The organism is Pseudomonas sp. IT-232MI5, assembly GCF_949767845.1.
Taxonomy (GTDB): Bacteria; Pseudomonadota; Gammaproteobacteria; order Pseudomonadales; family Pseudomonadaceae; genus Aquipseudomonas.
The window spans coordinates 53,936-75,197 of record NZ_CATKQE010000010.1 but is presented as its reverse complement, the minus strand read 5'-3'; the positions used below and the strand labels follow the sequence as shown (position 1 = coordinate 75,197).

The 21,262-nt window shown below is 59.6% G+C and carries 24 protein-coding genes; 17 read left to right on the top strand and 7 right to left on the bottom strand.

The window, feature by feature from the left end:
- Positions 1-49 precede the first annotated feature (49 nt).
- Positions 50-1,213 (top strand): 1-acyl-sn-glycerol-3-phosphate acyltransferase, encoded by a 1,164-nt coding sequence (locus ACM6JQ_RS08795; protein ID WP_414893581.1) that lies wholly within the window; start codon positions 50-52, stop codon positions 1,211-1,213.
- Between the two features lie 88 nt (positions 1,214-1,301).
- Here the strand turns inward: ACM6JQ_RS08795 and ACM6JQ_RS08790 are convergent, their stop codons facing one another.
- On the bottom strand, positions 1,302-1,580 hold the full coding sequence (locus ACM6JQ_RS08790) for a hypothetical protein (RefSeq protein ID WP_007912825.1): 279 nt from the start codon (positions 1,578-1,580) through the stop codon (positions 1,302-1,304).
- A 193-nt stretch (positions 1,581-1,773) separates the two neighbouring features.
- On the opposite strand from ACM6JQ_RS08790, the gene ACM6JQ_RS08785 reads away from it, so the two are divergent.
- Positions 1,774-1,980: a hypothetical protein gene (locus ACM6JQ_RS08785; protein WP_008083982.1), complete on the top strand. Its 207-nt coding sequence runs from the start codon at positions 1,774-1,776 to the stop codon at positions 1,978-1,980.
- Between the two features lie 271 nt (positions 1,981-2,251).
- Here the strand turns inward: ACM6JQ_RS08785 and ACM6JQ_RS08780 are convergent, their stop codons facing one another.
- A complete protein-coding gene (locus ACM6JQ_RS08780; RefSeq protein WP_008086137.1) occupies positions 2,252-2,836 on the bottom strand; it encodes a YajG family lipoprotein in 585 nt (194 codons plus the stop codon).
- A gap of 204 nt (positions 2,837-3,040) precedes the next feature.
- Here ACM6JQ_RS08780 and ACM6JQ_RS08775 point away from each other — a divergent pair, with 204 nt between their 5' ends.
- On the top strand, positions 3,041-3,274 hold the full coding sequence (locus tag ACM6JQ_RS08775) for a hypothetical protein (protein ID WP_007912834.1): 234 nt from the start codon (positions 3,041-3,043) through the stop codon (positions 3,272-3,274).
- 709 nt (positions 3,275-3,983) lie between these two features.
- Positions 3,984-5,492 (top strand): malate dehydrogenase (quinone), encoded by a 1,509-nt coding sequence (gene mqo, locus ACM6JQ_RS08770; RefSeq protein WP_095114387.1) that lies wholly within the window; start codon positions 3,984-3,986, stop codon positions 5,490-5,492.
- Between the two features lie 137 nt (positions 5,493-5,629).
- On the opposite strand, the gene ACM6JQ_RS08765 is transcribed toward mqo, so the two are convergent.
- The 3 genes from ACM6JQ_RS08765 to ACM6JQ_RS08755 all read right to left on the bottom strand — a co-directional run bounded on the left by ACM6JQ_RS08765 (position 5,630) and on the right by ACM6JQ_RS08755 (position 7,179).
- Entirely contained in the window at positions 5,630-5,917 is a 288-nt protein-coding gene (locus tag ACM6JQ_RS08765; protein ID WP_007912836.1) for a PA4642 family protein, read from the bottom strand.
- Between the two features lie 63 nt (positions 5,918-5,980).
- The gene (locus tag ACM6JQ_RS08760) at positions 5,981-6,460 is read right to left on the bottom strand and encodes a hypothetical protein (protein WP_414893580.1); all 480 of its coding nucleotides are present in this window, start codon (positions 6,458-6,460) and stop codon (positions 5,981-5,983) included.
- Between the two features lie 161 nt (positions 6,461-6,621).
- Entirely contained in the window at positions 6,622-7,179 is a 558-nt protein-coding gene (locus ACM6JQ_RS08755; protein ID WP_007912840.1) for a hypoxanthine-guanine phosphoribosyltransferase, read from the bottom strand.
- 175 nt (positions 7,180-7,354) lie between these two features.
- Between ACM6JQ_RS08755 and upp the strand changes: the two genes are divergently transcribed.
- Complete coding sequence (upp, locus tag ACM6JQ_RS08750; protein ID WP_007912842.1) at positions 7,355-7,993, top strand: uracil phosphoribosyltransferase; 639 nt, start codon at positions 7,355-7,357, stop codon at positions 7,991-7,993.
- Between the two features lie 2 nt (positions 7,994-7,995).
- Positions 7,996-9,270 (top strand): uracil-xanthine permease family protein, encoded by a 1,275-nt coding sequence (locus ACM6JQ_RS08745; RefSeq protein WP_007912843.1) that lies wholly within the window; start codon positions 7,996-7,998, stop codon positions 9,268-9,270.
- A gap of 74 nt (positions 9,271-9,344) precedes the next feature.
- Here the strand turns inward: ACM6JQ_RS08745 and hemH are convergent, their stop codons facing one another.
- Together hemH and ACM6JQ_RS08735 are read right to left on the bottom strand one after the other, a co-directional pair.
- Positions 9,345-10,370 carry a ferrochelatase gene (gene hemH / locus ACM6JQ_RS08740; protein ID WP_123376573.1) on the bottom strand — a complete coding sequence of 342 codons (1,026 nt, stop codon included), beginning with the start codon at positions 10,368-10,370 and terminating at the stop codon, positions 9,345-9,347.
- A gap of 13 nt (positions 10,371-10,383) precedes the next feature.
- Entirely contained in the window at positions 10,384-11,286 is a 903-nt protein-coding gene (locus ACM6JQ_RS08735; RefSeq protein ID WP_414893579.1) for a TIGR01777 family oxidoreductase, read from the bottom strand.
- Between the two features lie 197 nt (positions 11,287-11,483).
- Here ACM6JQ_RS08735 and ACM6JQ_RS08730 point away from each other — a divergent pair, with 197 nt between their 5' ends.
- From ACM6JQ_RS08730 to ACM6JQ_RS08680, 11 genes are all read left to right on the top strand, one after another.
- Positions 11,484-12,470, top strand: a complete 987-nt coding sequence (locus ACM6JQ_RS08730; protein WP_007912846.1) for an NAD(P)/FAD-dependent oxidoreductase — start codon at positions 11,484-11,486, stop codon at positions 12,468-12,470.
- Positions 12,467-12,682, top strand: a complete 216-nt coding sequence (locus ACM6JQ_RS08725; RefSeq protein WP_414893578.1) for a TIGR02450 family Trp-rich protein — start codon at positions 12,467-12,469, stop codon at positions 12,680-12,682. Before ACM6JQ_RS08730 ends, ACM6JQ_RS08725 begins: the two co-directional genes overlap by 4 nt.
- Positions 12,683-12,897: 215 nt before the next feature.
- A complete protein-coding gene (locus ACM6JQ_RS08720) occupies positions 12,898-13,860 on the top strand; it encodes a YbgA family protein (protein ID WP_414893577.1) in 963 nt (320 codons plus the stop codon).
- Entirely contained in the window at positions 13,860-14,801 is a 942-nt protein-coding gene (locus ACM6JQ_RS08715) for a MerR family transcriptional regulator (RefSeq protein WP_007912849.1), read from the top strand. The genes ACM6JQ_RS08720 and ACM6JQ_RS08715 overlap by 1 nt, the downstream gene beginning before the upstream one ends.
- 20 nt (positions 14,802-14,821) lie before the next feature.
- Positions 14,822-16,267: a deoxyribodipyrimidine photo-lyase gene (phrB, locus tag ACM6JQ_RS08710; protein WP_414893576.1), complete on the top strand. Its 1,446-nt coding sequence runs from the start codon at positions 14,822-14,824 to the stop codon at positions 16,265-16,267.
- On the top strand, positions 16,260-16,682 hold the full coding sequence (locus ACM6JQ_RS08705; protein ID WP_007912852.1) for a nuclear transport factor 2 family protein: 423 nt from the start codon (positions 16,260-16,262) through the stop codon (positions 16,680-16,682). Before phrB ends, ACM6JQ_RS08705 begins: the two co-directional genes overlap by 8 nt.
- The gene (locus ACM6JQ_RS08700; protein ID WP_007912854.1) at positions 16,679-17,461 is read left to right on the top strand and encodes an SDR family NAD(P)-dependent oxidoreductase; all 783 of its coding nucleotides are present in this window, start codon (positions 16,679-16,681) and stop codon (positions 17,459-17,461) included. The genes ACM6JQ_RS08705 and ACM6JQ_RS08700 overlap by 4 nt, the downstream gene beginning before the upstream one ends.
- A complete protein-coding gene (locus ACM6JQ_RS08695; protein ID WP_414893574.1) occupies positions 17,458-18,705 on the top strand; it encodes an NAD(P)/FAD-dependent oxidoreductase in 1,248 nt (415 codons plus the stop codon). Before ACM6JQ_RS08700 ends, ACM6JQ_RS08695 begins: the two co-directional genes overlap by 4 nt.
- Positions 18,702-19,517 carry a DUF1365 domain-containing protein gene (locus tag ACM6JQ_RS08690; protein WP_414893573.1) on the top strand — a complete coding sequence of 272 codons (816 nt, stop codon included), beginning with the start codon at positions 18,702-18,704 and terminating at the stop codon, positions 19,515-19,517. The genes ACM6JQ_RS08695 and ACM6JQ_RS08690 overlap by 4 nt, the downstream gene beginning before the upstream one ends.
- Positions 19,504-20,769 (top strand): class I SAM-dependent methyltransferase, encoded by a 1,266-nt coding sequence (locus ACM6JQ_RS08685; protein WP_414893572.1) that lies wholly within the window; start codon positions 19,504-19,506, stop codon positions 20,767-20,769. The genes ACM6JQ_RS08690 and ACM6JQ_RS08685 overlap by 14 nt, the downstream gene beginning before the upstream one ends.
- On the top strand, positions 20,762-21,253 hold the full coding sequence (locus ACM6JQ_RS08680; protein WP_007912864.1) for a DUF2878 domain-containing protein: 492 nt from the start codon (positions 20,762-20,764) through the stop codon (positions 21,251-21,253). The genes ACM6JQ_RS08685 and ACM6JQ_RS08680 overlap by 8 nt, the downstream gene beginning before the upstream one ends.
- Positions 21,254-21,262 lie beyond the last annotated feature (9 nt).

Sequence of the window (21,262 nt, the reverse complement as noted above, 5' to 3'; positions counted from 1 at the left end):
TTCGATCAAAACCTTTACTTACCCTAGCCGTTTCCAACAAGAGAGCATGATGGGCGAATTCGATGCCATCCGACCTTACGACGACAGCGAAGTACCTGTGGTACTGGCAAGACTGCTCGGCGACAAGGCGTTTCTAGATATCCTCACCCACTTCCGCTTCCCGCGTTTTGCCGGTGCCTTCGGCTGGATGCTCAAACCACTTATAGCCCATCGGCTGCGTCGTGAGTTCGCCGACGTGACCTCGGTGGCGACGTTGCAGGACAAGGTCGAGTCCTACGTCGACCACACCATCGAGCGCGCCACCGACGGCGTGACCTACACCGGTGTCGAGCAATTCAAGTCCGGCAGCGCCTATCTGTTCATCGCCAACCACCGCGACATCGTGATGGACCCGGCCTTCGTCAACTATGCCGTGTACCACGCAGGCCTGCCGACCCCGCGCATCGCGATCGGCGACAATCTGCTGCAGAAGCCGTTTGTCAGCGACCTGATGCGCTTGAACAAGAGCTTCATCGTTCACCGTTCGATCACCGGCCGTCGCGAGAAAATGGCTGCGTATCAACTGTTGTCGGCGTACATCAACCACTCGATCCGCAACGATTGCGCGTCGATCTGGATCGCTCAGGCTGAAGGTCGGGCGAAGGACGGCGACGATCGCACCGAGTCGGCGATCCTCAAGATGTTCCACATGAGCCGCAAGGACGAGCCGTTCGGCGAAGTCATTCGCTCGCTGAACGTCACCCCGGTGTCGATCAGCTACGAATACGACCCGTGCGACCAGGCCAAGGCCCGCGAGCTATTCATCCGCGCCACCACCGGCACCTACGCGAAAGCGCCGGGCGAGGATGACGTAAGCATCGCCAAGGGCATCACCGGCTACAAAGGCCGGGTGCACGTGAACTTTGCGGCGCCGATCACCGAGCTGTTTGAAGACACCAAGCAATTGGCGGTCGAAATGGACAAGCAGATTCTCGGCGGCTACCGGTTATTCCCGGTGCATTACCTGGCGTACTCGCAGTGGGCCGATGCCGATCCGCAGTTGAATGTGCCGAAGGCTGCCGAGGTTTTCCCGGCGGATGAGCTGGCCAAGGCGCAGGAAGAATGGCAGAGCCGGCTGGACGCTTGCCCTGAGGAGCATCGTCCGTATCTGGTCCTGCAATATGCGACGCCGGTGCGTAATCAATACCGGGTCAAGGCTGGGTTGCCGCTGTAAAACAACGGCAAGATCAAAAGATCGCAGCCTGCGGCAGCTCCTACAGGGGATTCGTGTAGGAGCTGCCGAAGGCTGCGATCTTTTGCTTTTAGAAGCGTGTGCTGATCCAGGAGACGATCAGGGCCAGCGCGAGGCAGGCAAAACCAAAACGGTAGAAAAACCGGTTCATGCGCAAGGTCGCCCAGTCCAGGATCGGCTCGGCATTCGGCTGTGCCTGACGCTGGGCGGCAATGCTGGCCATCGCGCGCTGTTCACGGCGGCGGGTCGCATGCAGCAGCCAACTGCCTGGAAACGCCAAGAGCAGCGCCAGCAGGTTGATCAATTTGGCGGGATGGGCGGTAAACAGTGTCATCAAGTGCAGCGACATCACAGACCTCTATCTGAACCGGTATGGCAGACGCCCGATCGACGACTGCGGCGCGGATTCTAACCAAACCTGCCGGTTCACCCCCAGTCTTTGCGACAAATAACCTGACAATCGACCGATGGCTGTCCTGTGTCACGGCATCGTCATGTGGATAGGCCACCCTGCGCACCTCGAAACACACATGGAACGCGACATGCTTCACGCTGAAAACCAGGATCGTCTGTACCTCATCACGCCTTACGACGAACAACAAAGCCTCGTCGGCAGCCTTGCCTTCAATGTTCAGGATCGCCATTGGCTGGTGTATTGCGCGCTCGGCGGGCATCAGCATGCAGATTTGCCGGAGACGGATTTGCTGACGGGCGTCAGCGTGCTCGACTTCTATTCTCAGGCGGCCTGAAAATAGCAAAAGCACCCTCACCCTAGCCCTCTCCCGGAGGGAGAGGGGACTGACCGAGGTGGATTTTCGAGGTACATCGACCTGAAAGTTCGAGGTGAATGCAGATCTCAAGAAAGACACCGATCTGCTCCCTTTCCCCCTCGCCCCCTTTGGGGGAGAGGGCTGGGGTGAGGGGGATCGATTTCCCATACGCCACAAGCCTCGAACCTGACACCCACAAAAAAGCCCGAAACCATCACTGGCCCCGGGCTTTTTCACATCCGCCGAAAACTTACTCAGCCAAAACCTGACCCACAGTCGGATCCTTGAACAGACGCGTCAGCGCATCGCTCAAGACATCGCTGACCAGTTTGGTGTTGGTTTCCTGGTTCGGCGCCATGCCGAAACGCTGGTCCAGCGACGCACCGTAACGGCCGCTGTAACGGCGGTTGGCGTTCTGCACGTCGGAGCGGAAGGTCGCGCCGATGGTTGCTTCGGTCACGTACATGCCTTCTTTCGGCGACTGATACTTCAGCTCGGCCAGCGTCACGGTCAGCTGTGGAGCATTTGGCGCGTTGTTGGTCGGGGTGAACCCGAGCAGACGCACGGCGGCTTCAGCCTGAGCCTGCAGCTTCGGCAGGATCTGCTCGCGCTGCACAGTGATGGCGCTGGTTTCCGGGTACAGACCGCCACGGGTGCCGAGGGTTGGCGACGGACGACCGTCTACTACACGCACAACAACAGGCTGGCCACGGCCGACCGCAGGCAACTGGGTGGTCAGCTTCGGCTCCGGGTTCAGTTGTTGCGGGCTGTGGGCGCAGCCGGCCAGGGTCAAACCGGCCACAGTGATCAAACCGAACAACAGGCGTTGCAACATGCTCTTCTCTCCAGAATCAGGCACAAACAGGCCGGCAGTATAGCGGTGGGCCACTGCGGGTAACCAGCGCCCGGCAGCGAATACTGAAATGTCTGACAAAGCCTTGGGAAAGCGGTTCCTGTCACAGATTATTCACCCGCCATACACGTTCACGTCACGGCGCTTTGGCAACCTTGCAATCAGTCCCCCACAAGGTACTCAATCATGCGTTATCTGATCTCGTTGTTCGCCCCACGTCCGCTGCATCGCAGCTTCGCCCTGCTCGACCGCAACGGCCATTGCCAGGCATTCAAGCAGTGCAGCCTGCAGCCGATGGGTGACGGTTGGGTGGAAATCGAAGAAATCCGCCTCAACTGGTTGCACCAGCCACTGCCCGCCAGCGCCCGCGTCATAGCGTCGCAGCCCCGCGCACGGGTGCAAGCGATGTTGAGCATCTGACCGGATGCCTAATAAAAGTCATTAAACACGAGCAACTGCCCGCATTTCTTCGATACAATCTCCCCCCGATTATAAGGACGTCTCCTGATCGGGCCCCGCAACAGCGTCAATGCGCATGCATCGACACCCAAAATCGCCCACAGAGAGCCGCCCACACAGATCGAGTGAAGTTGGCGCGCTTGCCTGTTCTTCCGGCAAAAACCCCGCTTTTCGCGAATCTGCAGAGCTGTCATGACGCTCGGCCACCGCGTTGTTTTGCCTTTGCGGGCAAGGTGCCAGGCCTGGACAGCCCTTTTTTGAGGTTCACGTCTTCAAAAGAGCGTGAAAAAAACGGGTTTTCACAACTTCACAAGAGTGTGGCGAGCAAATGAAAAGTTTTGCGTCTGAACATGCACCATTAGCGTCTGAAACAGCCCAACGACACAGGACCGGGTATACCTCGAATATCGGAGCCTGAAGCCTGTCCGCTACGGATTTGGTTGCACAAAAACGGATGTCTCGACCATAAGTCGAATTGCCAGCCGCGCGCTGAAATGAGTTCATGGAGCTCTTGAAGCCAAGCCGCATACATCCGTCGAAGTTGCGAAAAATTGCGAAGATTCGGACATGGCGAACCTGACCACGGATAGCTGGGGCACAACTGACCTGTCCCGGAACGCCTGGCAGCCATGCCGACAATTTGGTGCTGCAGATTTTGGAGACGCGTTAAATGGCGCATAACGAAGCAGTCGACGTAGTTCTGGTTGGGGCGGGCATCATGAGTGCCACCCTTGCCGTGCTGCTCAAAGAGCTCGACCCCGCGATCAAGCTGGAAGTCGTCGAGCTGATGGATTCCGGTGCCGCTGAGAGTTCCAACCCTTGGAACAACGCCGGTACCGGCCACGCCGGTCTGTGCGAGCTGAACTACACGCCGCAGGCCGCCGATGGCACCGTCGACATCAAGAAAGCCGTGCACATCAACACCCAGTTCGAGGTGTCGAAGCAGTTCTGGTCGTACCTGACCAAGAAAGGCACCTTCGGCTCGTGCAAATCCTTCATCAGCCCGGTACCGCACCTGAGTTTCGTCCAGGGCGACTCCGGCGTGTCGTTCCTGAAAGAACGTTTTGACGTGCTGCACAAGCACCACGCCTTCGCCGACATGGAATACACCGAAGACAAGGCCAAAATGGCCGAATGGATGCCGTTGATGATGCCGGGCCGCTCGCCGGACGAAGTCCTCGCCGCCACTCGCGTGATGAACGGCACCGACGTCAACTTTGGCGCCCTGACCAATCAGTTGCTCAAGCACCTGACCAGCGCACCCGACACCCAAGTCAAATACTGCAAGCGCGTCACCGGCCTCAAGCGTAACGGCGCTGGCTGGACCGTGAGCATCAAGGACGTCAACAACGGCAACACCCGTGAAGTCGACGCCAAGTTCGTCTTCCTCGGCGCCGGCGGTGCCGCCCTGCCATTGCTGCAGGCTTCGGGCATCGAAGAAAGCAAAGGCTTCGGCGGCTTCCCGATCAGTGGCCAATGGCTGCGCTGCGACAATCCGGAAGTGGTCAAACAGCACCAGGCCAAGGTTTACAGCCAGGCCGCCGTGGGTTCGCCACCGATGTCGGTGCCGCACCTGGACACCCGCGTGGTCGACGGCAAGAAATCCCTGCTGTTCGGGCCATACGCCGGTTTCACCACCAAGTTCCTCAAGCACGGTTCCTTCATGGACCTGCCGCTGTCGGTGCGCGCCGGCAACATCGGGCCGATGCTGGCCGTGGCGAAAAACAACATGGACCTGACCAAATACCTGGTCAGCGAAGTGATGCAGTCGATGGAACAGCGTCTGGATTCCCTGCGCCGTTTCTACCCTGAGGCGAAAGCCGAAGACTGGCGCCTGGAAGTGGCCGGCCAACGGGTGCAGATCATCAAGAAAGACCCGAAAAAAGGCGGCATCCTGCAGTTCGGTACCGAACTGGTTGCGGCCAAGGACGGTTCCCTCGCCGCCCTGCTCGGTGCTTCGCCAGGTGCGTCGGTGACCGTTTCGATCATGCTGGAACTGATCGAGAAGTGCTTCCCGGCCAAGGCCAAGGGTGAGTGGGCTGGCAAACTGGCCGAGATCTTCCCGGCCCGTGAAAAGGTTCTGGAAACCGATGCTGCGCTGTATCGCAAGATCAATACGCAGAACAACATCGCGCTGGAGCTGGTTGAAGAAAGCAGCGAGACCCCAAGCTACGCTTGATCAAGCCGCATAAAAAACGCCCCGATCGGGGCGTTTTTTTATGTCTGTCAGAAGCAAAAGATCGCAGCCTGCGGCAGCTCCTACATGGGATGTGTATTTATCCTGTAGGAGCTGCCGAAGGCTGCGATCTTTTGATCTTAAGCGCGAGCTTTATCGATCAGCTCGATGTAGTCCGGGGCGTTGCGCTGATCGGCGATCAGGTCAACAAAGGTCTTGCCCTGCTCGTCCTTGCCATCGACGTCGTAACCGGCCTCGACGAAGAAGCCGAGGAAGCGTTCGAAGTCATCGATACGCAGGCCACGGTAGGCCTTGATCAGTTTGTGCAGCGACGGCGAAGTGGCGTCGACCGGTTCAAAATCGAGGAACAGCTTGATCTGCTCATCGCCGATCTCGTCACCAATCACTTGTTTCTTATCTTTACGCATTGCCGACTCCAGCTCGCAGACATTACACGGGGCGGGCAGTTTACCCCTGCCCGGCCGCCGGGCTCAACGCGATCGCACCGCCCCGGTGTGCAAATCGGCCCAGATATGGCCGTTGGCGTAACTGAGGAACTGCACATACACGGTGTCATTGCGCAGCAGATCGATGATCACGCGGTATTGGGCCTGTGGATAAAACAACGTCAGGGTTTTGCTCTTGTCGTCGTAGACCGGTTTTTTCAGGCTTTTACTTTCGCCGTCGAAATTGACCAGTACTTGAGTGATCGTCGCGCCCTTGTTCAGGGACTTGCCCTTGAGGCGAATCATCAATGGCGAGGTAACCGGAATCGGCTGCTGATTGGACTGACGTTGCGCGCCGACGACCACCGAGTAATCGGTGACCTGCAGAAGTTGCTGCTGCTCGGGCTCGGCATCGCGCACGGTCAGATCGTCCGGCGGCAGGAATTGGCTGTGCATCGGCGCGGCGGACAGCGGCAGGCTGAGGATCAGTAAAAGCGCGGCGAGGCTGCGGATCAAGAGGCGCATGACAGGCTCCGGAGGGCGGGGCCGAGCACTCTAGCATGGGTATCACGCAAACAAATGTAGGAGTGAGCCTGCTCGCGATTGCGGTCTGTCAGCAACGTTGATGTTGGCTGATACGACGCTATCGCGAGCAGGCTCACTCCTACAGGGGATGGTGCAGGGTCTTACATGCCTTTAACGGCAAAGATCCCGTTGGCGTTGCGCCAGTAGCCTTTGTAGTCCATGCCGTAACCGAAGATGTAGCGGTCAATGCACGGCAGGCCAACGAAATCGGCTTTCAGGTCAGGACGCGCTTTGCGGTCGTGGTCCTTGTCGATCAGTACGGCGGTGTGCACTTTGCGCGCGCCGGCGTGTTTGCAGAAGTCGATGATCGCACCGAGGGTGTGACCTTCGTCGAGGATGTCGTCGATGATCAGTACGTCGCGGTCGATGAACGAGACTTCCGGCTTGGCTTTCCAGAACAGGTCGCCGCCGCTGGTTTCGTTGCGATAACGGGTCGCGTGCAGGTAGGAGGCTTCCAGCGGGAAGTGCAGATGCGTCAGCAGTTTGCCGGAGAAAATCAGCCCGCCGTTCATCACGCAGAACACCACCGGGTTGCTGTCAGCCAGTTGTTCGTTGATTTGTGCACCGACACGGGCGATGGCCGCCTCGACTTCAGACTCGGTGTACAGGCAGTCAGCCTCTCGCATGATTTGACGGATATGCTCGAGATCAGCGGACATGGCGCTCTCCAGGGGGGGAATGTGGGGGGGTATGGCTGCGAAAAGCGGGCAAAGGTACGCATCTCGCGAGGCCGAATCAAGCCTTTATGGACTAACGTACAGAATGTCCTATAGGACATCACCCTCGGATAGATTAATCTAGGCCGGTTTTTTTGCCCGCCGCCGGAGTTTTTCCATGCCCATCCTCGAGATCCGCCATCCGCTGATCCGTCATAAACTCGGCCTGATGCGCCGCGCCGATATCAGCACCAAGAACTTCCGTGAGCTCGCTCAGGAAGTCGGCGCCCTGTTGACCTATGAAGCTACAAAAGATTTGCCGCTGGAGTCCTACGATATTGCAGGCTGGTGCGGCACCGTGTCGGTCGAGAAAATCGCCGGCAAGAAGATCACTGTCGTGCCGATCCTGCGCGCCGGCATCGGCATGCTCGAAGGCGTGCTGAGCCTGATCCCGGGTGCCAAGGTTTCCGCTGTGGGTGTCGCCCGCAACGAAGAAACCCTGCAAGCGCACACCTATCTGGAAAAACTGGTTCCGGAAATCGACGAACGGTTGGCGATGATCATCGACCCGATGCTCGCCACTGGCAGCTCGATGGTTGCGACCATCGACCTGTTGAAAAAGGCTGGTTGCAAAGACATCCGCGCGATGGTGCTGGTTGCCGCGCCGGAAGGTATCGCAGCAGTCGAAAAAGCTCACCCGGACGTGACCATCTACACCGCGTCCATTGATGAGCGCTTGAACGAGCACGGTTACATCATTCCTGGACTTGGCGACGCCGGTGACAAGATCTTCGGCACCAAGCAGAAGGACGCTTGACCATGCAGCAAGAGTTCAACGATCCGCTCTGGCGCACGGTGCTGTCCGGCGCCCAGATGCTGTTCGTGGCTTTCGGCGCTTTGGTGCTGATGCCGCTGATCACGGGCCTTGACCCGAACGTGGCACTGTTTACCGCAGGTCTTGGGACGATCCTGTTCCAGATCGTCACCGGGCGTCAGGTGCCGGTGTTTCTGGCGTCGAGCTTCGCTTTCATCACCCCGATCATTCTCGCCAAGGGCCAGTTCGGCCTCGCCGCGACCATGGGCGGAGTGATGGCAGCCGGTTTCGTCTACACCTTCCTCGGCCTTGCCGTGAAGATCAAAGGCACCGGATTTATCGACCGTTTGCTGCCGCCGGTGGTGATTGGTCCGGTGATCATTTCCATCGGTCTGGCCATGGCACCGATTGCCGCAAACATGGCAATGGGCAAGGCTGGCGACGGTTCTGAACTGATCCATTACCAGACCGCGATGATGATCTCGATGCCGGCATTGCTGACCACGTTGATCGTGGCGGTGTTCGGCAAAGGCATCTTCCGTCTGGTGCCGATCATTTCCGGCGTGCTGGTCGGTTTTGCCATGGCGTTCTATTTCGGTGTCGTTGATACCGCGAAGATTGCCGCAGCGCCCTGGTTTGCGATTCCGCACTTCACCGCGCCGGAGTTCAACTGGCAGGCGATCCTGTTCATCGTTCCGGTGGCGCTGGCGCCGGCCATTGAGCACATCGGTGGCGTGATTGCCGTCGGTAGCGTGACCGGTCGCGATTACCTGAAGAAGCCCGGCCTGCATCGCACCCTGCTCGGTGACGGCATTGCCACCACCGCTGCCGGCCTGTTCGGCGGCCCGCCAAACACCACCTACGCCGAAGTGACGGGCGCGGTGATGCTGACCAAGAACTACAACCCGAAAATCATGACCTGGGCGGCGATCTTCGCCATCAGCCTGGCGTTCATCGGCAAGTTCGGCGCGCTGCTGCAGAGCATTCCGGTGCCAGTGATGGGCGGGATTCTGTGCCTGCTGTTCGGTTCGATTGCGGCGGTGGGGATGAACACCCTGATCCGTCACAAGATCGATCTGGGCGAGGCGCGCAATCTGGTGATTGTCTCGGTGACGCTGGTGTTCGGCATTGGCGGTGTGCTGGTCGGCACCGGCACCGGCCCGGACGACTTCGGCCTCAAAGGCATTGCGCTGTGCGCGGTGGTGGCGATTGCGCTGAACCTGATTCTGCCGGGCAATGATGGCTGGAAGAACAAGAAGGCGGATGAGCCGCTGATCTAACCCCTTAGATCTGATCGTTCCCACGCTCTGCGTGGGAACGATCATGTGGGAGTGAGCCTGCTCGCGATTCGCTTTCAGAGCGCCAGCGGTGCTCTTTCGCAGAGAGTCGCCAAGGCTTTCGCCCAATGCGTGTCATCATTCAGGCACGGCACCAGCACCAACTCTTCGCCCCCCGCTTCGCGGAACTGTTCCTTGCCGCGATCACCAATCTCTTCCAGCGTCTCGATGCAATCGGCGACAAACGCCGGGCACATCACCAGTATTTTCTTCACGCCGCTTTTCGCCAGTTCATCCAGCCGCGCTTCGGTGTACGGCTCGATCCACTTGGCCCGACCCAGACGCGACTGAAACGACACCGACCATTTGCCATCCGGCAGGCCCATTCGCTCGGCGAACAACGCCGCTGTCCGCAGGCATTGCGCGCGATAACAGGTCGCCAATACCGCAGGCGAAGCGTTCTTGCAGCAGTCGTCATTCTTGAAACAATGATTGCCGGTCGGATCGAGTTTGGTCAGATGCCGCTCGGGCAAACCGTGGAAGCTCAGCAGCAAGTGATCGTAATCCTGCTGCAAATGTGGCCGGGCGCTTTCAACCAGCGCATCGAGGTATTCCGGCTGATCGTAGAACGGCTGCAGCACCGACAATTGCACGTCGAGCTTCTTCTGGCGAATCACCCGTTTGGCTTCTTCGATCACCGTGGTCGTAGTGCTGTCAGCGAACTGCGGATACAGCGGCGCCAGCGTGATGCGCTTGTGCCCCGCCGCCACCAGCTTGAGCAAACAGGTTTCAATCGACGGCTCGCCGTAACGCATCGCCAGTTCCACCGGGCCGTGATTCCACTGTGCGGTCATCTGCTGTTGCAGACGACGGCTGAGCACCACCAGCGGTGAGCCCTCCTCCCACCAGATCGAGGCGTAAGCGTGGGCCGATTGTTCCGGGCGCTTGACCAGGATCAGCGACACCAGCAAACGCCGCACCGGCCACGGCAGGTCGATCACGTACGGGTCCATCAGGAATTGGTTGAGGTAGCTGCGTACATCGGCCACTGAGGTTGAGGCCGGGGAACCCAGGTTGACCAGAAGCAAAGCGTGATCGGTCATGCAACGTCCTATTTCAGAGGCGGCTGGAGAGATCGTCCAGGGCCGCGCGTAAATCCGTGAACTGGAAAGTGAAACCCGCTTCCAGCAAGCGTGCCGGCAGGGCCTTCTGGCCGCCGAGCAACAACAAAGACATTTCGCCGAGGCCGACTTTCAGTGCCAGCGTCGGCATCGGCATGAACGCCGGGCGGTGCAGAACGCTGCCCAGCGTCTTGGCAAATTCGCGATTGCGCACAGGTTGCGGCGCGCACGCATTATAAGGACCACTGGCCTGATCACGATGCAGAAGAAAATCAATCAGGGCGATTTGATCGTTGATATGAATCCACGGCATCCACTGCCGACCATTGCCCAAAGGCCCACCCAGCCCGAGCTTGAAGGGCAACAGCAAGCGCGACAAAAAGCCGCCCTCGGCCGACAGCACCAGACCCGTTCGCACCAGCACCACGCGGATTCCCTGCGCTTCGGCACGTTGCGCGGTTTCTTCCCAGGCGATGCACAACTGGCTGGCGAAATCATCGATCACCGGCGGCGAATCTTCCGTCAGCTCGCGCTCACCGCCGTCGCCGTACCAGCCGATCGCCGAACCGGAGATCAGCAGCGCCGGTTTTTGTAATCGCGTTTCCAGCCAGGCCAACAGGGTTTCGGTCAGGGTGATGCGGCTGCTCCACAGCAACGCTTTGCGTCGATGGGTCCACGGCCGATCGGCAATCGGCGCACCGGCCAGATTGATGATCGCGTCGACCGACTCTTCGCCGAGGTCTTCCAGGCGCGCAATACCACGTACCTGCGCACCACAGATTTTCGCGACTTTCTCCGGCTTGCGGCTCCACACCGTCAAGCGATGGCCCTGCCCCAACCAGTGTCGGCAGAGCTGACGTCCTATCAAACCAGTACCGCCGGTCAGCAATATGTGCATGACATCTTCCTCGCGTGGCGTTTAACCCGGATCACTAGTCTATTTTTATAAGCAGGGATCTTTTCTATCGGGCAGGCTCTATTGTTTAACCATAGGCCAAGCTGTCAGAACGAGAACGCTAGAAGTTATACCAAAAAACAAAATTGTACAGGTTTCATCCACGGCGTAGTCTGTACAGAAAGGTAAACGAGGCCCCTATGACTGTACCTATCGCAATCATCGGCACCGGCATCGCCGGGCTCTCCGCCGCCCAGGCTCTGACAGAGAGCGGGCACACCGTTCAATTATTCGACAAAAGTCGCGGCAGCGGCGGGCGTATGTCGAGCAAGCGCAGTGACGCTGGCTCGCTGGACATGGGCGCGCAATATTTCACTGCCCGCGACCGCCGCTTCGTCACCGAAGTGCAGCGTTGGCAAAGCCAGGGTTGGGTCGCCGAGTGGACGCCACAGCTCTACACCTATCAGGGCGGGCAACTGAACCTGTCGCCGGACGAGCAGACCCGATGGGTCGGTGCGCCGCGTATGAGCGCCATTACTCGTGGCTTGCTTGACGGTCTGGAAGTGCACTTTGCCTGCCGGATTACCGAGGTCTATCGCGGTGAAGAACATTGGCACTTGCAGGACGCCGAAGGTTTCACGCACGGGCCGTTCAGTCATGTCGTGATCGCCACGCCAGCACCGCAAGCGACTGCCCTGCTGGCCGCCGCACCGAAACTTGCCGGGGCCGCCGCCGGGGTGAAAATGGACCCGACCTGGGCCGTCGCCCTCGCTTTCGAAACACCACTGGATACGCCGATCGAAGGTTGCTTTGTGCAGGACAGCCCGCTCGACTGGTTGGCGCGAAACCGCAGTAAACCGGGGCGCGACAACACCCTCGACACGTGGGTGCTGCATGCCACCAGCGCGTGGAGCCGGCAACACATCGACTTGTCCAAGGAAGCGGTGATCGAGCAACTGCACGGCGCCTTTGCCGAGTTGCTGCACAGCGCCATGCCCGCGCCGACCTTCAGCCTCGCCCACCGCTGGCTCTATGCGCGACCCGCGACGGGCCACGAATGGGGCACGCTGGCCGATGCCGATCTGGGCCTCTACGCCTGCGGCGACTGGTGCCTGTCCGGGCGCGTCGAAGGCGCTTGGCTCAGTGGCCAGGAAGCTGCGCGACGCTTGCACGAACACCTGCAATGAACCGCATCAATCCGCAAAAATTGCTGCTGTCGAAATGGACAGCAGCTCAACCGCTGAATCGTGAAAAACATTTTCTGGTGACCGAACTGTTCCGAGATGAGGAAGGTACGGTGCTGGAAGTCGAATTGCAGGCGGTGTTGACCAAGCGTGCCGAACGACTCGATTGGCAAGTCCTCAAGAACAACGATCAGTGGTTATTGGGTTGGCAATAAAGCCCCCCTGTAGGAGTGAGCCTGCTCGCGATAGCGTCGTATCACTCAGCATCAATGTTGCTGACATACCGCAATCGCGAGCAGGCTCACTCCCACAGTGAATTGCGTTCAATCAAAAAAGTTGTACAAATAATTTGACTTGTACACCCATGAATCTATGCTGACGAAAGTTGTACAGAGATCTACCTCTGTACAGGTATAGATTCGAGGTGCCCATGTCAGATACTTGCGTAGCCAAGCCAAAAATCGCCATCAGCGCCTGCCTGCTGGGTGCCGAGGTGCGCTTCAACGGTGGGCACAAGGAATCGCGACTGTGCAGCCGCACCCTCACCGAGCATTTCGATTTTGTCCCGGTATGCCCTGAAGTCGCCATCGGCCTGGGCATCCCGCGCGAACCGATCCGCCTCGTTGGCGAGGCCGAGCATCCGCAAGCGGTCGGCACGGTCAACCCGGCGATCAACGTCACCCAGCCATTGGCCGAGTACGGCACGAAAATGGCCGCCGAGCTTGATGACATCTGCGGCTACATCTTCATGCAGCAATCGCCGTCCTGCGGCCTCGAACGGGTCAAGGTCTACCACACCAACGGCGCCCCGGTGAACGGCGGCGGGCGCGGGATTTACGCTCAGGCGTTTTGCGCACAGCACCCGGATCTGCCCGTGGAAGAAGCCGGGCGCCTCAATGATCCAGTACTGCGCGAGAACTTCATCACCCGCGTGTTCGCCTACAGCGAATGGCAACACGTCCTTGCCGGTGGCCTGAGTCGTCGCGCCCTCACCGAATTCCATTCGCGCTATAAATATTTGCTGATGGCGCACAATCCGCCGCAATACAAAGCGCTGGGCAAAATGCTCGGCAACATGGCCGACACCGATCCCGCCGAACTCGGCCCGCGCTATTTCAGCGAACTGATGGCGGCATTGAAGAAATGCGCCACCCGTGGCACGCACTGCAACGTTTTGCTGCACATCAGCGGTTATCTGAAACAGGCAATCAGCGCCGAAGACAAACAGGAAATGCAACACGTCATCGGCCAGTACCGCCAGGGCATCGTGCCGCTGGTGGTGCCGTTGACGCTGCTCAAGCACCACTTTCGCCTCCATCCGGATTCGTACATCGCGCAACAGGTTTACCTGCAACCGCACCCGGAAAACCTCAGCCTGCGAAACGCAATCTAATGAACGACAAAATGGATACCAGCGCCCAGGAAGACCTTGGCGCTGATTTTAAAAAAGCCCTCGACGAGGGCTGGCTGCCGATTCGCGAAGTCGCCCGGCAGACCGGCGTCAACGCGATTACCCTGCGCGCGTGGGAACGCCGCTACGGGCTGGTCGTGCCGCAACGCACGCCCAAGGGCCACCGGCTGTATTCGGCCGAACATGTGCAGCGGATTCTGACCATCCTTACCTGGCTCAACCGTGGCGTCGCGGTCAGCCAGGTCAAACCTCTGCTCGACACACCACAGGCGTTCAGCGAAACCGTGGAAAACGACTGGCAGCGGTTGCGCCAGACACTGCTGACGGCCGTCACGCAACTCAATGAACGCAGCCTCGACGACAGCGTCAATCAGGCCATGGCGCTCTACCCGCCACGCACATTGTGCGAGCAATTGCTGATGCCGCTGTTGGCGGAACTGGAGCAGCGCTGGCAAGGCCAGTTTGGCGCGCAGATGGAGCGGGTGTTCTTTTATTCATGGTTACGCAGCAAATTCGGCACACGCATCTACCATAACAATCGTCAGTTGCATGGCGCCCCGCTGCTATTGATCAATCATTCCGACCTGCCACTGGAACCTCATCTGTGGCTGTGCGCGTGGCTGATCAGTAGCGCTGATTGTCCGGTGCAAGTGTTTGACTGGCCGCTGCCTGCCGCCGAACTGGCGCTGGCGGTCGAACATCTGCAAGCCCGTGGCGTACTGCTGTATTCCAGCAAAGCCATGAACCTTGCGCAGTTGCCCAAACTACTGAACGGAGTCGGTTGTACCAAAATGCTGGTCGGACCAACGGTATGCATCCACCACGCCGAGTTGTCCGTAAAAACCTCAGAGATGGCTGATGTGTTCCTGGCTGAAGACGCGCTTGTAGCGCACCAGGTGCTCGTTCAGCGTGGGCTGATCTAATGGACGCAGTGAGTTCCGACATGCAATTGATCTGGCTGCGCAGCGACTTGCGCCAACATGACAACACCGCCCTCGCGGCCGCCGCAGCGCGCGGCCCGACGGTCGCCGTGTACCTGTTGAGCCCGCAGCAGTGGCTGGAACATGACGATGCGCCGTGCAAGGTCGACTTCTGGTTGCGCAACCTGCGTGAGCTGAGCGCAAGCCTTGGCAAACTCAACATCCCGTTGCTGATTCGCACCGCAACCCATTGGGATCAAGCCCCGGCAGAACTGCTCAAACTCTGCCGGCAGCTGAAGATAGCGGCGGTTCACGCCAATGAAGAATATGGCGTTCATGAAAGCCGTCGCGATGCAGCGGTAGGCGAAACACTAAAGGCCGAGGGCATCACCTTTCACAGCTATCTCGACCAGTTGCTGTTCAAACCTGGCAGCGTGCTGACCAAGACCGAGAGTTACTTCAAGGTGTTCAGTCAGTTCCGCAAAGTCTGTTACGAACGCCTGCATCGCTCGATGCCGGCGCTGGTCAAGGCCCCCGGCAAACAGGAAAAACTTGAGCTCAGCAGCGATCCGATTCCCGACTCGGTTAAGGGCTTCTCGACGCCGAGCCAGACCTTGCGCGATCTATGGCCCGCCGGCGAAAACGAAGCCCGGCGCCGTCTCGACACCTTCACCGACGCGCAGATCGACTACTACCAGAGCGAACGCGACTTCCCGGCCAAACCCGGCACCAGTCAGCTCTCGGCGTATCTCGCGGCCGGCGTGATTTCGCCGCGCCAATGCCTGCACGCCGCCCTGCAAAGCAATCAGGGCGAGTTCGAGAGCGGCAAGGTCGGTGCGGTCACCTGGATCAACGAGTTGCTGTGGCGTGAGTTCTACAAACACATTCTGGTCGGCTATCCACGGGTCTCTCGGCACCGTGCATTTCGCCCGGAAACCGAGGCGTTGGCCTGGCGTGATGCGCCGGACGATCTTGCCGCATGGCAAGAAGCGCGCACCGGTCTGCCGATCATCGACGCGGCCATGCGCCAATTGCTCGAAACCGGCTGGATGCACAATCGCCTGCGCATGATCGTGGCAATGTTCCTGACCAAAAACCTGCTGATCGATTGGCGCGAAGGCGAACGCTTTTTCATGCGCCACTTGATTGATGGCGATCTGGCGGCGAACAACGGTGGCTGGCAATGGAGTTCGTCGACGGGCACCGATTCAGCGCCGTACTTCCGCATCTTCAATCCGCTGAGCCAATCGGAAAAATTCGACAGCGAAGGCTTGTTCATCAAGCACTGGCTACCAGAACTGGCCGGCCTCAACAAAAAAGAAGTGCACAACCCGGCCAACCTCGGCGGCTTGTTCGGCGCCGCAGACTATCCGTCGCCGATCGTCAACCTCAGCACCTCGCGGCAACGGGCGCTGGCAGCCTTCAAGAATCTGCCTTCGCGTACGTCTTCAGGAGGTGATGATGAGTGAATTCCTGCGCCGCTTCGCCCGGCAATTTTCAGCGTTGAACAAAGATAACCTGCAAAGCCTGGGCGAGCTGTACAGCGATGACATTCACTTCACCGACCCGTTGCATGAGGTGCAGGGTCTGGCGCAGTTACGCGACTATTTCGGCGAGTTATACGCCAACGTCAGCGAACTGCGTTTCGACTTTCATGGTTTCGACCAGATCAGCGACTGCGAAGGCTATTTGCGCTGGGTCATGAGCTATCGCCATCCGCGCCTGGCGAATGGCCGCGTGATTCGCGTCAGCGGCTGCTCGCATCTGCTCTGGCGTGACAAGGTTTATCGCCACCGGGATTATTTCGATGCCGGGGCGCTGCTGTATGAACACTTGCCAGTATTGGGCCGGGTCATTGCCTGGCTGAAAAGGAGAATGGGATGAGTCGTACACCTCCACGGCGTTATTGGTTGACCGGGGCCAGCAGTGGCATCGGCGCTGCGCTGGCTGAAGAGATCCTGAAAACCGGTGCGCACCTGGCAGTCAGTTCCCGTCAGGTTGCTCCGCTCAAAGTCTTGTCGCAACGCTATCCGGGGCAGGTTCTGGTCGTGCCGGGAGATCTGACCAACAGCCAGACTGTGCGCGAAATCGGTGAGCAGATCGCCGAGGACTGGGGTTCGCTGGACTCGGTGATTCTCAACGCCGGCACCTGCGAATACGTGGACGCCAAGCAGTTCGACTCATCGATCATCGAACATGTGGTGCGCACCAACCTGCTCGCCAGCAGTTATTGCATCGAGGCCGCACTGCCGCTGCTGCGCAAAGGCACTGCGCCGCACCTGGTCGGCGTCGCCAGTTCGGTGACCTATCTGCCGCTGCCACGGGCCGAAGCCTACGGTGCCTCGAAGGCCGGTTTGCGTTACCTGTTCGAGTCGTTGCGCATCGATCTGGCCGACGAAGGCATTGAAGTCACCGTGGTCAGCCCCGGTTTTGTCGAAACACCGCTGACCGCCAAAAACGATTTCCCCATGCCGTTGAGCTGGCCTGTGGATAAAGCCGCGCGGCACATCTTCGCCAAGCTCAAGGATCGGCCGCTGGAGATCGCCTTTCCGGCGCTGTTCATGGCCGCGCTGTGGCCGCTGTCGAAACTGCCGGCACGGGTACAACTGGCGATCGGCAAGCGCATGGTGCGCAAGTCGCCTCCACTGACGGATCCGACATGAAAATTGCCATCATCGGCAGCGGCATCGCCGGGCTTACCTGCGCTTACCAGCTCAATCGCCGCCATGACGTGACGGTGTTCGAGGCGGGCGACTGGGTCGGTGGCCACACGCACACCGTGGACGTTACGGTCGCTGGACGGCAGTACGCCGTGGACACCGGTTTCATCGTCTTCAACGACTGGACCTACCCGAATTTCATCCGTCTGCTCGGCCAGCTCGGCGTGGCGTTCAAGCCGACGGAAATGAGCTTCTCGGTGACCGACCCGGACACCGGTCTGGAGTACAACGGCAACAACCTCAACAGCCTGTTCGCCCAGCGCAGCAATCTGTTGTCGCCGGGGTTCTGGGGCATGTTGCGCGATATTCTGCGCTTCAACAAAGAAGCCCAGCGCGATCTTGTCGAACTGCGCATTGCCGCCGACACCACCCTCGACGACTACCTCAAGGCCGGCGGTTACGGCGAACGTTTCATCCTGCATTACATCGTGCCGATGGGCTCGGCGATCTGGTCGATGCCGATGGCGGAAATGCTCAACTTTCCGCTGCAGTTTTTTGTGCGCTTTTTCAAAAACCATGGCCTGTTATCGGTCAGTGATCGTCCGCAGTGGCAAGTCATCGAAGGCGGTTCCAGTGCCTATATCGCGCCGCTGACGGCTGCGTTCAAAGACAGGATTCGGCTCAATTGCCCGGTCACTCGGGTTGATCGCGATGTGCATGGCGTAGTTATCCACAGCCCGGCAGGCCTTGAGCATTTCGATCGGGTGGTGTTCGCCTGCCACAGCGACCAGGCGCTGAAACTGCTGGCAGTCCCCAGCGATGCCGAACGCGCGATCCTCGGTGCCCTGCCCTACGCCGACAATGAAGTGGTGCTGCACACCGATACGCGTTTGCTGCCGACGCGCAAACTGGCCTGGGCCAGCTGGAACTATCGGCTCAGCGGCGCCGGTCACACCCACGCCGCCGTCACCTATGACATGAACATTCTGCAGGGCATTCAGAGCGACACCACTTTCTGCGTCAGCCTCAATCAGAGTGCCGGCATAAGCCCCGACAAAGTGCTCGCCCGCTACACCTACGCCCACCCACAGTTCAGCCTCGCAGCAGCGGCCGCACAGCAACGCTGGGGCGAACTTGATGGCGCGCAACACACGCATTATTGCGGCGCCTACTGGGCCAATGGTTTTCATGAGGACGGTGTGGTCAGCGCCTTGCGCGTGGCCGCCGCGTTCGGGGAAACCTTATGAACAGCGCCCTCTACAGCGGCTGGATCGGTCATCGGCGCTTCTCGCCGCGCCGCCATGAGTTCCGCTACCGGATCGGTTTGCTCTACCTCGACCTCAGCGAACAGGACGCGGTGCTTGCACTGTCGCCGCTGGCCGGACGCAGTCGCTTTGCGCCCTTCTCGTTTCGCGAGACGGACTATCTCAAGGCATTCACTGGCCGAGGCATACGCCTGATCGATGCCGTGCGTCAGCAGGTCGGCATCGCCATCGGCCACGAACCGCAAGGCTCGATTTGCCTGCTGACCCAGGCGCGCAGTTGGGGATTGTCGTTCAATCCGGTGAGTTTCTTTTACTGCCATGAAGCCGACGGGCAACTGGCGGCGATTGTCTGTGAAGTCACCAACACGCCGTGGCGCGAGCGTTATCACTATGTGCTGCCGGCGCGTGCGCCCGCCAATCTGCAGGATTTTCACCAGCACTTCGCCGTGGCCAAGGCCTTTCACGTTTCGCCGTTTTTGCCGCGCGATCTCGAATACCGCATGAGCTTCAGCCCCGCTGCGCAGAACCTCGGCGTGCACATGGCCGACTGGCAAGGCGAGCACAAACTGTTCGACGCCACGCTCAATCTGCAACGCGAAAGTCTCGATCGTCGCAGCCTGCACCGCTACTTGCGGCGGTTTCCGTGGATGACCGCAAAAACTGCCTTGGCGATTTACTGGCAAGCGCTGCGACTGCTGCTCAAACGCGCACCGATCTTTGCTCATCAGACTGCCGACGGCAGCTTTCAAACCGCCACTGTGCCTCCCAAGGAGCAGCGCCATGAAATCCTCTAGTCTGTCGGTCAGTCGGTTCAGCCCCAACGGTTTGACCGGATCGCTGCTGCGCCGTGGCGTGTTGCGCCAATTGGCTCAACTCAAACACGGGCAATTGCTGGTGGTCGAGGACGGCGAACGGCTGATGTTCGGTACGCCGGGCAGTGCGTTGCTGGGGGAAATCCATGTGACGGATGCGGCCGTCTGGGGCATGGTCGCCGGCAATGGTTCGATTGGTGCCGGCGAGGCGTTTATCCACGGCTATTGGAGTTCGCCGGATCTGACAGCGGTGGTACGCGTATTCGTCAGCAATCTCGACGTGCTCGACGCCATGGAGGGTGGCCTGGCCCGCCTCGGCCGGCCGTTGGTGCAAGGTCTGCACTGGCTCAACCGCAACACGCGCAAGGGTTCGCAAAAGAACATCGCCGCGCACTACGACCTCGGCAACGATCTGTTCGAGCAATTTCTTGATCCGACCATGATGTATTCGGCGGCGCAGTTCCTTACGCCCGAAGACAGTCTGGAGCAGGCGCAGTTGAACAAACTGGAGCGGATCTGCCAGAAGCTTGCGCTCAAACCCGATGATCATTTGCTGGAGATCGGCACCGGTTGGGGCAGCATGGCGCTTTACGCCGCCCAGAATTACGGTTGCCGGGTCACCACCACGACGCTGTCGAAAGAGCAGTACGCGTTTACCGCGCAACGCATCGAACAACTGGGCTTGCAGGATCAGGTCACGCTGCTGCTCAAGGACTATCGCGACCTGACCGGCGAATACGACAAACTGGTGTCGATCGAAATGATCGAAGCGGTCGGTCACCGCTTCCTGCCGACCTATTTCAAACAATGCGCGCACCTGCTCAAGAGCAACGGTCTGATGCTGATCCAGGCGATCACCATCCGCGAGCAGCGCTATGAACAGGCCAAGCGCGGCGTCGATTTCATCCAGCGTTACATCTTCCCCGGCGGCGCCCTGCCCTGCGTGCAGAAAATGCTCGAAGTGGTCAGCCGCGACACCGACATGAACCTGTTGCACATGGAAGATTTCGGCCTGCACTACGCCCGCACCCTGCGCCTGTGGCACGAGAACTTCCGCCGCGCCCACGGCCGCTTGAGCGAGTTGGGTTACGACGATTATTTCCTGCGGCTGTGGGAGTTCTACCTGTGTTACTGCGAGGGTGGCTTCCTCGAACGCACCATCGGCACCGCGCAATTGTTGCTGGCCAAACCGGCGGCGATGACCGCGCCGCTGCTCGGACGCTTCGATGCTTGAGCGTGTCGCCAATGCCGTGCTGTTCCAGATCGGCTGGCTGACCTGCGTGCTCGGCGGCAACAGTTTGTGGTTGCTACTGGCGTTGGCGGTGCTGGTGATTCATCTGCGCTGGATCAGCAGTTGGGCGGCTGAGGGTCGCCTGGTGTTGAGCGTGGTGATTGTCGGCACGGCGGTGGACAGCGTTTTGCGCGCGCTGGGTGTATTCGAGTTTCAGGATCTGTCGCCGCTGATTCCGTTGTGGCTGATGCTGCTCTGGGCGTTGCTCGCGACCACGTTGCGTCACTGCCTGGCCTGGAGCGCGCGGCCGTGGTGGCTGGCGAGTTCGCTGGGGGCCGTCGGTGGCGCAATGTCGTACTACGCCGGCGGGCGGCTAGCCGGCGTGCAATTTCCCTATGGTGAACTGCCGACACTGATCGGTATCGGCCTGCTCTGGGCGCTGCTGTTTCCGCTGTTGCATACGATGGCGCGGCGACTGACGCACTGAGCGTCTGTC